Here is a 12,084-nt window from a genome sequence, read left to right as displayed (position 1 = left end):
CCAGTTGGTAAACCTTATTGCTGATAGGTTGCTCCTCAGCAGAGCCTACTTCCTCTTCAGATTTACAATCCTAAGATAATACAATTACTAGATAAAAATCACCAACTATTTTTGACATCATTACCTTAATATTAAAGACTTTTGGAAGTTTCTTATTCCAATCTTTAATTTAAAATACATTAATTAAAAACCTTTCACAAAAGTTAAAAGGGAGTGCGTTTATTTTCCGTTTAAAACAAAAGACATTCTAAAGCATTTTGAATTATGGAAGAAATTAAACGCACTTTCCTTATAGTTACCTAATATCCAAACCATCTGGGAGAGTTAAAGACCCACCATGTCCGCCCTAGTTTTGTGTTCTCACAAACGAGCATGTACAGTGCGCTTATTACTACTAATGGGTCTTATCACAGAGAATGCTGAGCTTTACACAGAAGGCACTGGAGTTTTTTTTGCGGCCATTGTGCAAACTTTGTATCCATTTTGGTTAAAATTAGTTACTCAAAGCATTTGTGACCAAACGCTGGCGTAGAAGGAAAAATTAATACATCTCATCTTCATTGGGAAAATCCACACTTTTCACATCTTCCACATATTTCCCAATCGCTTCAGTGATTACAGAATCCAGTCGGGCATAATGCCTTAAAAAACGAGGTTTGAACTCAGTTGTAATACCAAGCAAATCATGTAAAACCAGTACCTGTCCATCCACATCAGGTCCCGCTCCTATTCCAATAATAGGGATGTTAACCGTTTCCGCCACTCTTTTAGCTAATTTGGCGGGTATTTTCTCCAATACAATACTGAAACAGCCACACTCCTCCAGAACCTTAGCATCTTCAATAAGTTTTTCGGCTTCCTCTTCTTCTTTAGCTCTTACAGTATAGGTGCCAAATTTGTAAATAGACTGAGGAGTTAAACCCAGGTGCCCCATTACAGGAATACCTGCACTCAATATTCTAATAACGGATTCTTTTATTTCAGCCCCACCTTCCATTTTCACAGCATGTCCTCCGGATTCTTTCATAATACGGATAGAAGAACGTAAGGCTTCAGAAGAATTACCTTGATAAGATCCAAAAGGAATATCCACTACTACCAGGGCTCGTTGTACTGCCCGAACTACCGAGGATGCATGGTAAATCATCTGATCCAGGGTAATAGGTAAAGTTGTTTCATGACCAGCCATCACATTCGATGCAGAATCACCCACCAAAATAACATCTACCCCGGCTGCATCCACCAATTTGGCCATTGAAAAATCATATGCTGTAAGCATGGATATCTTTTCCTTTCGGGATTTCATCTCCTGCAACTGATGAGTTGTGATTTTTTTGATGGCTTTCTTATGGACTGACATAAACTTACTTCTTTTATTATACTAAAAAATTATTTCCTGTTAGGTATTGTAACGATAAAGGTAGTACCAATTTTCTCTTCTGACTCAACTTTTATCTCTGCATCTAATTTTTTAATCACATTTTTCACTATATACATTCCTAAACCACTTCCTTCGCTGTTTTCCGATGCTCTATAAAACATATCAAAAATCTTTTCCAGCTTATCCGGTGAAATACCCTCACCATTATCTTCTATTTTTATGATAACATTTTCCGGGCTTGTAGTAACATAAATATGAATAAAAGAAACAAGGCCCGCAGAAGTTCTTCTATATTTAATGGAATTAGAGATAAGGTTATTCAGTATAATCCTGATTTTGGTCAGATCAGAGTAAAAAGGTACTACTTCATGTATTTTTACCCTGATTTCCAAATCCTTAGTAGTGAATACATGATGGAAATTAGTGACACTATTATTGATCTCTACCATAAAGTTGATGAGCACGGTAGGTTCTGTCAAACGATTATTTCTTGACATAGCCAATAAGTCCACCACAAACTTATCAAGACGGTTCACACTCCCTGAAATCATTTCAACAATTTTTTTAACTTCGGAGGGATTCCTCTCAGTCTTCAAAATCTCGATCAGCCCCATCATAGACCTTAAGGGTGAGCGAATATCATGGGATGCATGGTACACAAAATTATCCAGTTCAAAGTTGAGCCTTTGCAACTCTATCAGATTACCTTTAAACTCAGAAATATCCCTAAAGATAATGTCATAGAAATTTTGATCTACATCTTCAAATACCACTGCAGATAGGGATATCCAGGTCTCTGATTCATCCCATCTAAGTACTTTCACTTCAAAATCTTCAACTACGCCATGCTTCTGAATTAAATCAGTAATTTCACGAATTTGTTCAGGCTCCACAAACATCTCCTGAAATTTCATATGACGCTTTGGCTCCTGTAGCGCCAAAATTTGCAAGCCTTTTTGATTGATTTCTGTAACATCCCAGCTTGTCGCTTTTACACGCATCATACCAATCAGGGAATTCTCAAATAAATGTTTGTATTTTTTTTCGCTGGCTCTTAGTTGCACTGCCGAACGTTTCTTTTCTGTAATGTCTGTATGGGAACCTGAAATCCTAATAGCTTTCCCTTGTTCATTTTTACTAACTTTAGCTTTAGAATGTACCCAAATATATTCCCCATCCTTGGTTTTCAAGCGAAAGTCAATATCATATTTGTCAGCTTCACCCCTTATGTAACTTTCAAAACTATTTAAAGCCATAGACTTGTCTTCCGGATGAATAAGATTCTCCCAAAAATACTTATCACTTTCAACCTCTTCCGGCTCAAAACCTAACATTTTAGCCCATGGTGGTGAAATAAAAACCTCGCCAGTAATAAGATCTCTCTCCCATAGCCCTTCACTCGCTCCATCGGAAGCATGCTCATATTGGGAAAGTCTTTTCTGAACTTTTTGAAGCCTTTGAAGCAATTCCTTATTCTTAAGCTTTTCCTGATTGAGTTCTTCCTTCAACTTTTCAGATATTTCTTTATTTCTATCCATTAGGGGATTTATATCATTGCATTTAGCATCGGTCAATGCAATAACAATTGATTAACTTTCAGAGCCTATCGCTAAAATACTATAAAATTCTCGATAAGTTTACAAACAACAAATTGAAGCTCCAACTCTTTTCCTATTATCTCGATCAATCATTATATTCTGTCGAGAAAAATTAAAAAAAAATTATTTTCAGGCCTATTATAATGAATACATGGAACCGTCTCAACTGGGTCGATAACCAGCACTTAGTGCGAAGGCGTCAGACGGTTGTAAGAAGTGGCAAAAAACCGTCAGAAGCCTTTTGTCACTTCATCTTTGGACGGAATTCATGTAAAGCAATCTGTTGGCTAAAAAACCATTAACCTCAATTTGTCAGGATGTCTCACCCACTTGCCCTTTGATTTTATTTTTGTACCAAATATTCAAAACAACACCTGATAATATCATGGCAATACCTGCGTAAACCATTAAATTAAACTTCTCATCAAAAAACACATATCCAAAACCCAAAGCATAGATGATACTAAAATAACTCAAGCTTGCTACTTTCGATAAATCTTCTGACTGATAAGACTTTGTCATGAAATATTGAGCAAACTGTGTCAGAACCCCAATCAGTATTAGTAAATACCATTCATTGCCTGTTGGCATTACCCAGTTAAATGCTGAATAAATCCCAGCCAGTGGCAGGGTAACCAGTGGGAAATAAAATACAATGACCAATGGGTGTTCTTTAGTATTAATTTTGCGGATAAAATTATAGGCCAGGCCAGAAAAGATTGCAGCTAAAATGCCAATCAGAAACATGGTGAATGAAATACGTGGATCAAAGCCCTGAATAACAATAATTCCTATGAAAGCAATTAAATAAAACACCCACTGTAGGGGCTTTACCTTTTCCTTTACAATGTAAATACCCAATACAGAAGTGAAGATGGGTGACAAAAACTGAATAGTGACGGCACTGGCCAATGGAATGTTTTGCAGAGTATAAAAATACATGCTTAGCGCTATGGCTCCTGCAAGTCCGCGGGCAATCAACCATTTTTTATTGTTCCCAAAGAGGGGTATGCGCACTGACCTGAGGTATGCATAGCTCATTACAAATGAAATAAGAGAACGAAAAAACACAATTTCTATGGCAGGAATGGTGGGCAACATTTTGACCAGCACATTCATGATGGCAAAAAACAAGCCTGCTATCAGCATATATATTACGCCTTTGTTCATTGAGTAGATTGATTGAGTAATTTGGTTTGCAATTGCAAAGCTAAAGAGCTTTCTTAATAATGGTAAGAAAATGAAAATAATAAATCTAAGAATTGCTACTTCCTCCTTTTCTAAAGTTAAATAATTCCAGCAAAGAACTTCGGCAAAGTTTTACTGGCAAATCAGGCTGGTTCTTCTCTTTTTACCTTGACTAGAGGTATAACACTGACAAGAGGAATACTCAAAACTACGTTGAGGCCTTTTCCGGGTTTGGTATTTACATATACTGCACCTTTTATGGAATTCATCCGTGCATATATTCCCCGCAGTCCCATTCCTGAACCTTCCACTTTATTCAAATCGAAACCATCTCCATCATCTTCATAAAAGACATTGATCTCATCATCCACGCAACTGATTTGCACCAATAAATGATTGGCATTTGCATGTTTGAGTGTATTATTGATCAGCTCCAATGTTACATGATAGATGTTCCTTTCAATCTCAAGTGGAAGTCGTTCCTGCAGGCCATAACTAACAAAATCAGCTTGTATTTTACCCGCATCATTGATGGACCGTACAGTATCCTTAATAGCTGTTTCTATCCCAAATCTGGTCAACATATCCGTTGATAAATTATGGGAAATTTCCCGGGTTTCCTTAATGGCCTCGTTGATAGAATCCAGTACTTTCAATTTCATTTCCTGAGAATCATCGCTCTGAAACAACAATTTAATAGAAGACAATCTGGCCCCTAGCCTATCATGCAAATCATTGGCTATACGATTTCGTTCCTCTTCCTGTCCATGCATCATGGCGTTCAATTCTTTGAGTTCCTGCTCCGTTTTCATGGTAGCTATCTCCTCAACTCTCAGCTTTTTAACATAATCCTGCTTTTGCAAAAAGAAGAAAACAGTACTTACTACCAATATGACCAGAAGAATGGAAAGGCCTAAAAACAAGTTGCTTTGAAAGGTTTTTTGCCGGATGGCCATTTCCTGCATTCTTATCTCTTCCTCTTTCTTCTCTGTTTCATATTTGGTTTCTATATCTTTGATCTCCTGCATTTTATCTAAATCGTAAATTGAATCCCGCAAGTTATTATATACTCCAAGAAGAGAGGTGGCTTCTTCCACCAAGCCAACACCCATTTTGGCTTTTACCATATTAAATAACAAATGCAAATCATGATTGGGGTTACCCACAAAATGAGACAGGGCTAAACTCTTATTATAATACTCAATACTTTTCTCAAATTCATCTTGCTGAAGATAGACATTTCCTATATTAAGAAAAGATACAGCAAGTCCGCTGCTATCACCTATTTCACTCTTCAGCTCGATTGACTGCTGATAACTTTCCAAAGCAGGTTGTAGGTTGCCATTCTTTTCATATAAAAATCCTAGGTTATTGTAAAGATATGCCTGGTTAAGAGTATCCTCTAATTGGGTGAAGAGTTCTAATGATTTTAAAATGTATATAACAGCAGAATCATAACTATAGAATCCACTTTTCTGATTAGAAAATAAAGTTGCTATATTTAGCTCAATACCGGCCAAATTTCGTTTATGGTTTTCAATCAACAAAAGCTCTTCAGCCAGTTTATAGTATTTATAAGCTAAATCATAAGACTCTTCATTATTATAGTAATTAGCCAAATTATTATAGTTATAAATAAGCCCATTACGATTTTCAATTGCCTTATTGATCTTTATGGCTTTATAAACAGAGTTTAATGACTTCTTTTTATTATTGTTCCGTCTATAAGTAGTGCCTAGATAATTATAGACCTTAGCAATATTTATTGAATCCTTATTTTGTAAGGAAACATCTAAAGCTTGGTTAAAAGCAACAATAGCCTCATTAAGCTGGTTCTTATCTCTTAATTCTTTTGCAACATCGACTAAGGAATCAATCTCTTTAATATAATCTTGCGAAAAAAGATTTGTACTGAAATGATGAATTATTATGAGAATAAAAAAAAACCTTATCATATGTTAAATATACAAATGATAAGGTTTATTTTTCAAAAAATGGGGGTCGTTTTATTTAGGTAGAAATTTTGTTATTCATTTTTAATCTTCCATATCAACAGTTTCTTGCTGGCTGCTGCCTGTTTCTGTATCAAATTCTGGCTCTTCAATTAATTCACATCCAGCAAAGGAAAAGATGGCAACAAATAAAAATGCGAACTTCAATACTTTAAGCGTTTTCATAATATAAATTGTTTAGTGATTTAATGATTCATTCTTATAAATTAATATTCTTTAATTAATACAATATTAAGGCTTCAATATTTAATATAAAATACCCAAAAAAGTAAGATTGTAATTATTTACAGTAGTAACCTGGCTATATATTTAGTAGAAAAACACCCCATAAATGAAGATATTTTACCCACTATTCAGAATAATCAATGTTTAAACTTCTACTTAACCAACCAGGATGAAAAGTGATAACAAAGGTCGATAACCTTTGTTAATTAACTTTAAAGTGCTATTTCTTAAGAAAATCAATTCTTGATTTTCTTATATTTACCAACACCATAGCCATTGAAAAATTGAGTGAAATTACCTATATACAGGTATTGCGTTACTAGTTCCTCGGTGAATACTTACTAGTTCCTCGGTGAAAACACCCTAATTAAAGTTTTTTTTCTACTCATTTGGGTAATTTTTATTTAAAAAACTTCTCCTACATTTGAACTATCGCAAACAACTAATCAATGCCTTCATACGGCATCAACCAAAACTTTAATTATATGCGATACCACCCAAAGGGTCGGGGTTACTAAAGAGAATATTAACAGGTCCCCTATACTGTTTATGTTCTTTACCTCGACCTGAAGGGTTTTTCATAGAAGAAACTAACAACTATCAAGCTGAAAAATTAGGATTTATGTAGCCATTTTATCTAAACTCAAATAAAGGAAATGAATCTTCCAGTACAATATAATTTAAACCACATTAAGCCTCAGCATTTTATGCTGCATAGCGTACTGGATAATATATTGTCGATGACTACAGGTCTTTGTGCTAGTAAAATGTCGTTCATATTATTATGGGAAGAGGGCTTTCATGCTGCACACCATCACACACAGGGTATAAAAAGTTTTCAATCAACCGATTTTTCTGTTTATAAAGACAGGTTCAGCAAAATAAATGCTGCTTGCTTTTATGCTCCCAATACTAAATACCATACTTTATTTCAGGATTTATACTTTTTTAAACTTTATGAGCAATATCCAAAAGTTTTAGTTTTTCCTATTTTTGACAATAACCAACAAATGTGTGGACTCATTGGAGTTTTACACCCTGAAAATCCTTCTTCCATTGATCAGAACAAACATGCACTCAAGGAGCTAAGCCTATATACAGCTAAACTTCGTTTAGAGAACGTCATGGAAAGGGTAAACCTTCAACCAAAACCTACACTAATACAATCCCTAAACCAGTTGCCCGGTGCGCACTTTGAGTTAATCATTAGTACGGACGGACAACTGGCTTTACCATCCGTAAGCCAGGAACTTATTCAAATGCATCCCCACTTTTGGGAAATTGAGCATCAGACATCCCCTGAGGCAATTTTCAAAATCTTGCATCTTATGGATTTTCAGGATTTCAGGGCATATCTTTTGAATAAGGAACTAAGCAGTCCCATTGAATTTTCTTATGCACTAAAAGAAGATAGTGAGATAAGGAAATATTATATGGTAAGGATTAATACCTACTTAAATGACGCAGGTGAGACTTTATGCTTTGGAGCAGTGAAAGATATAAGTCTTCAAAAAGCCTATGAAAATGTTTTGGAACAGATTAATTTTGACATTTCCCATGTAATGAGAAGACCTGTAGCTACTATGCAAGGCCTCACTCAGCTTATTGAATTGGACAAAATGAACAGGGAAACTGTAAAAGAAGTAGCGTCCAAGCTTCAACTGGTATCCAATGAAATGGACACCTTTATCAAAAAGCTTTATACGGACTACCAGAAGAGGTGGGAAGATTTGGACAAGGAATCTCAATTCAATTAGATCAAAGCAGTGTAAAATAGAAATTTTCTACTATCCTGATTTTGAAGCCTCAGCAAAGCATTTTTCTTTCTAAACGTACTGGGCTAAAATTTTCTGCACTTCATAAACATTCACAGCCTTACTAAATTTCTTTACAATGCTTGGTTTAATTTCTCCCTGAATCCAAATCTTTAATTCCGAATCAGAGTCAAAAGCCCTGGCTGCCTCAACACTAAAGCGGGAGATACTTTTATAGAAAATCGACAGGTATTCTACGTTTTTCCCTGCATGCTCATGTTTTTCTATTAGGATAAGCCTTTTATCTGTAAAAATAAAAATGTCTGTAGAAAGCTTAAAGCCTACTACTATTTCTTCTCCCAAAGCTATTAATGGTTCGTAATCATTAATTAGCTTTTCGTATTCCAATACACCTGAGTTTCCTGATAATAATGAAGAAAGTATACCCATGATTTCTTTATTTAATATTAGGCCAAATTTGGCCATAAATTTTATAGCTTCTCCCTTGTAGTTATTTTATTCATGAACAATTAGAGTTATAAAGCATGACCAACTAGTATTGCAATATGCCAATCTGGGTTTAAAATTGCATTAGTTAGTTATTACAGTACTTACGAAGAAGATCCGTTGCGGTTAGAAATTTGTGATTAAAAACAATAGTTAACTACATTTTCATTGCTCAGGAGGAAATGAATTTTCACCCAAATAAAATCACCATTTCAACTTAAAAAATAGCTAAAATGGTGATTCGAATAATCCGGAAGCACATTTACTTCCCTTAAAGGCAATGTTTAATTCCTTCTTTTTGTTTTGTGCCACCTTTTTTTATTAGGGGCTACTTTTTGTTTAGGCAATATCTTTTGAGTTAATGCTCCCGGAGCCATTGTGTAAGGATGTTCCTCTACTACCGGGATTTTCATCCCTGCCAGCTTTTCTATATCTTTTAGCTCTGTTCTTTCTTCAATGTCGCAGAAAGAAATAGCAATTCCCTCATTACCTGCCCTTCCTGTTCTTCCAATTCGATGAACATAAGTTTCAGGCACATTAGGCAAATCAAAATTGAACACGTGGGTCAACTCATCAATATCAATTCCCCGGGCTGCAATATCTGTAGCTACCAGCACTTTAATATTGCCTTTTTTAAACTCGTTCAATGCATTTTGCCTTGCATTCTGGCTTTTATTCCCATGAATGGCTGCCGACTTAATATCTGCTTTGTGTAAAAACTTAACAACTTTATCCGCTCCGTGTTTTGTTCTGGTAAAAACCAATGCAGTAGAAATACCATGTTCTTCGATAAGATGTAATAGTAATTTGGGTTTATCAGGTTTATTGGTGTAGTATAAACTTTGCTCAATTTTGTCAACTGTAGATGAAGGCGGTGTCACTTCAATTTTGGACGGCCTGGTAAGCAATACATCAGCTAATTTCTGTATTTCCGGTGGCATAGTAGCTGAGAAAAATAGCGTTTGCCTTTTGGGAGGTAATTTTGCTATCACTTTTTTCACATCATTGATAAAGCCCATATCCAACATACGATCAGCTTCATCCAACACGAAAACGCTAAGATTCCTTAGATCAATAAACCCCTGGGTCATTAAATCCAATAACCTTCCCGGAGTAGCCACCAATATTTCTACTCCTCTTTTCAAAGCAGTAGTTTGCCTTAGCTGTGATACACCACCAAACACCACAGTATGAGTGGTACGTGTGAATTTACCATAAGCTGCTATACTCTCATCTATTTGTATGGCCAGTTCTCTGGTAGGTGTAAGGATCAACACCTGAATTCCTCTTTTGGACTGTCGTTGTTGATACAATAATTGTAAAATTGGGATTGAAAAGGCAGCAGTTTTTCCTGTACCTGTTTGTGCACAACCCAATACATCCTTTCCCTCTAATATTAAAGGAATGGCTTGTTGTTGAATGGGTGTAGGAGTAGTGTATCCTTCAGCAGTTAATGCTCTTTGGATAGGCTCAATTAAATTTAAATTTTCAAATGACATGTATTATATTATAAATTAAATGTAGCTGACAAGGAAATTGTCATTCATTATCAGCTTAAGATTTTTTTTTATGATTCTGCACCGCATACAAACTGCCGTGTCTATTGAGTGGAGAAGGATACAAAGATAGGTATTATTTTGGTGATGAAGAACTAAGCCTGAAAATTCCAGTGAAATTTCCGCTTTCAGGACTACAGGCCTCAGTTCTCTGCATAAACTAATGAAAATCCGTACTTTTCTAATAAGTTATCGCCATTATTCCCAGCGTTGTTATGAATAAAAAATGGCCCAAATAAATCATATGCTCGACTCATAAATAAAATGAACATACAAAAGCAAGAAAGAGTTTAATGCGGCAAACAAATGACAAGCTGTAGAATCTATGTTCAGTATAAAATCAGCCTAAATATCCCCTTTCATAGGCTACTTTGATTAGGTGAGAAACATTTTTGGCCTCAAATTTTTGCAACAACATCTTTCGATACGACATCACACTATGAGTACTGGTTTCCAATTTTACAGCAATTTCATCAGAAGTATCACCTTCGCTAATAAATTGCAGTATTTTACGCTCTACATCAGATAGTTTTACACCTCCCTCTGTTTCGCCATAAACCCTCATTTTGTTGGCCATTTTCTCCATTACATCCTGAGAAAAGTAGGTCTTACCTCCCATAATCCGATAGATGGCAGAATCTATCTCCCTTTCATTCACATTTTTCAGGACATATCCATCCACACCCACATCCAGGGCATTTTGAATATACCCCTCCCTGTCAAACATTGACAAAATCAGTACTTTAGTATTAGGATATTTATCTTTGATTTCAATGGTCGTTTCAATGCCATTGAGTTTTGGCATATTCATGTCTAAAATCACAAGATCCACAGCTTGCTCATGTAACATGTCCAGTACCTCTCTACCATTTGTGGCGGTACCACAAATTTCAAATTCAGGGTTTTTCCCCAGCATGGAAGCTATGCCATTGGCCAGTATTTCATGGTCATCTGCAATGATAATTTTTATAGGATAATTAATTTCTGCCATTACCAAAGCTAAAATTTAAAAGTATATTTTTCAACACCAATCAGATGTTTAAAATAAATATTAAATGATAAAGTTAAAATTAGGCTGAAATCACTCTTCAAAAAATAAAACCTTTAAATGGCCGGGGTACCCACACGTGTAATATCGTTATTTATTTCATCTGTTTCTACTAATCCATCCCTCATCCTTACTACGCGATGAGCGTATTTAGCAATATCATCCTCATGAGTCACCATCACTATTGTATTTCCTTCATCATGCAACCTTTGGAACAACTCCATTATTTCATAGGATGTTTTTGTATCGAGGTTACCGGTAGGTTCATCGGCCAAAATAATACTTGGATTATTTACCAGGGCCCTGGCTATGGCCACACGTTGCCTCTGACCTCCGGAAAGTTCATTGGGTTTATGATAAGCACGATCGCCCAAGCCCACACTGGTGAGTACTTCTAAAGCTCTTTCCTGTCTATCATATTTATTAAATCCTGCATATATCAAAGGAAGGGCTACGTTCTCCAGGGAAGATTGGCGTGGCAACAAATTAAAGGTCTGGAAAACAAAACCAATTTCCTTGTTCCTGATTTCCGCCAGCTCATTTTCTGTCATATCACTTACGTCCTGTCCGCCCAACTTATACCGTCCGTTGGTAGGTGTATCCAGACAACCTATAATATTCATGAGAGTGGATTTACCAGAACCAGAAGGTCCCATGAAAGCCACATATTCTCCTTTATTAATATTAATTGTGACTGATTTTAATGCCTCCACAGTTTCGGAGCCCATTCGATAAATCTTGGAGATATTTTCAGTTTGAATGACAGATTGTTCCATTTCTTTTTATTATCGGCTTTAATAGTTGATAGCTCTTGG

The 12,084-nt window shown here is 35.8% G+C and carries 10 protein-coding genes; 1 reads left to right on the top strand and 9 read right to left on the bottom strand.

All coding sequences use genetic code 11. The annotated features are described in order from the left end of the window. Window positions 1–541 precede the first annotated feature (541 nt). From panB to JKA74_RS20530, 5 genes are all read right to left on the bottom strand, one after another. Entirely contained in the window at window positions 542–1,360 is an 819-nt protein-coding gene (gene panB, locus JKA74_RS20550) for a 3-methyl-2-oxobutanoate hydroxymethyltransferase (RefSeq protein ID WP_201433128.1), read from the bottom strand. A 29-nt stretch (window positions 1,361–1,389) separates the two neighbouring features. Continuing rightward, complete coding sequence (locus JKA74_RS20545) at window positions 1,390–2,919, bottom strand: PAS domain-containing sensor histidine kinase (protein ID WP_201433127.1); 1,530 nt, start codon at window positions 2,917–2,919, stop codon at window positions 1,390–1,392. Window positions 2,920–3,291: 372 nt separating this feature from the next. After that, window positions 3,292–4,149, bottom strand: a complete 858-nt coding sequence (locus JKA74_RS20540; protein WP_236587990.1) for a DMT family transporter — start codon at window positions 4,147–4,149, stop codon at window positions 3,292–3,294. 161 nt (window positions 4,150–4,310) lie between these two features. Beyond that, entirely contained in the window at window positions 4,311–6,122 is a 1,812-nt protein-coding gene (locus JKA74_RS20535; RefSeq protein WP_201433126.1) for a tetratricopeptide repeat-containing sensor histidine kinase, read from the bottom strand. Between the two features lie 81 nt (window positions 6,123–6,203). Then, window positions 6,204–6,344, bottom strand: a complete 141-nt coding sequence (locus JKA74_RS20530; RefSeq protein ID WP_201433125.1) for a hypothetical protein — start codon at window positions 6,342–6,344, stop codon at window positions 6,204–6,206. A gap of 716 nt (window positions 6,345–7,060) precedes the next feature. Between JKA74_RS20530 and JKA74_RS20525 the strand changes: the two genes are divergently transcribed. Continuing rightward, on the top strand, window positions 7,061–8,161 hold the full coding sequence (locus JKA74_RS20525; protein ID WP_201433124.1) for a hypothetical protein: 1,101 nt from the start codon (window positions 7,061–7,063) through the stop codon (window positions 8,159–8,161). 69 nt (window positions 8,162–8,230) lie between these two features. On the opposite strand, the gene JKA74_RS20520 is transcribed toward JKA74_RS20525, so the two are convergent. The 4 genes from JKA74_RS20520 to JKA74_RS20505 all read right to left on the bottom strand — a co-directional run bounded on the left by JKA74_RS20520 (window position 8,231) and on the right by JKA74_RS20505 (window position 12,045). Next, complete coding sequence (locus JKA74_RS20520; protein WP_201433123.1) at window positions 8,231–8,608, bottom strand: PH domain-containing protein; 378 nt, start codon at window positions 8,606–8,608, stop codon at window positions 8,231–8,233. Between the two features lie 341 nt (window positions 8,609–8,949). Further along, entirely contained in the window at window positions 8,950–10,164 is a 1,215-nt protein-coding gene (locus tag JKA74_RS20515; RefSeq protein WP_201433122.1) for a DEAD/DEAH box helicase, read from the bottom strand. Between the two features lie 397 nt (window positions 10,165–10,561). Then, window positions 10,562–11,212 (bottom strand): response regulator transcription factor, encoded by a 651-nt coding sequence (locus JKA74_RS20510; RefSeq protein ID WP_201433121.1) that lies wholly within the window; start codon window positions 11,210–11,212, stop codon window positions 10,562–10,564. A 113-nt stretch (window positions 11,213–11,325) separates the two neighbouring features. Continuing rightward, the gene (locus JKA74_RS20505) at window positions 11,326–12,045 is read right to left on the bottom strand and encodes an ABC transporter ATP-binding protein (protein WP_201433120.1); all 720 of its coding nucleotides are present in this window, start codon (window positions 12,043–12,045) and stop codon (window positions 11,326–11,328) included. Window positions 12,046–12,084: the final 39 nt, after the last annotated feature.

It is taken from the genome of Marivirga aurantiaca, assembly GCF_016679925.1.
In the GTDB taxonomy this organism is placed as follows: domain Bacteria; phylum Bacteroidota; class Bacteroidia; order Cytophagales; family Cyclobacteriaceae; genus Marivirga; species Marivirga aurantiaca.
This window is presented reverse-complemented; position numbering and strand designations above follow the sequence as displayed.

Coding starts and splice junctions, on each gene's coding strand:
- panB (WP_201433128.1), bottom strand. CDS start 1,360: ATGTCAGTCCATAAGAAAGCCATCAAAAAAATCACAACTCATCAGTTG.
- JKA74_RS20545 (WP_201433127.1), bottom strand. CDS start 2,919: ATGGATAGAAATAAAGAAATATCTGAAAAGTTGAAGGAAGAACTCAAT.
- JKA74_RS20540 (WP_236587990.1), bottom strand. CDS start 4,149: ATGAACAAAGGCGTAATATATATGCTGATAGCAGGCTTGTTTTTTGCC.
- JKA74_RS20535 (WP_201433126.1), bottom strand. CDS start 6,122: ATGATAAGGTTTTTTTTTATTCTCATAATAATTCATCATTTCAGTACA.
- JKA74_RS20530 (WP_201433125.1), bottom strand. CDS start 6,344: ATGAAAACGCTTAAAGTATTGAAGTTCGCATTTTTATTTGTTGCCATC.
- JKA74_RS20525 (WP_201433124.1), top strand. CDS start 7,061: ATGAATCTTCCAGTACAATATAATTTAAACCACATTAAGCCTCAGCAT.
- JKA74_RS20520 (WP_201433123.1), bottom strand. CDS start 8,608: ATGGGTATACTTTCTTCATTATTATCAGGAAACTCAGGTGTATTGGAA.
- JKA74_RS20515 (WP_201433122.1), bottom strand. CDS start 10,164: ATGTCATTTGAAAATTTAAATTTAATTGAGCCTATCCAAAGAGCATTA.
- JKA74_RS20510 (WP_201433121.1), bottom strand. CDS start 11,212: ATGGCAGAAATTAATTATCCTATAAAAATTATCATTGCAGATGACCAT.
- JKA74_RS20505 (WP_201433120.1), bottom strand. CDS start 12,045: ATGGAACAATCTGTCATTCAAACTGAAAATATCTCCAAGATTTATCGA.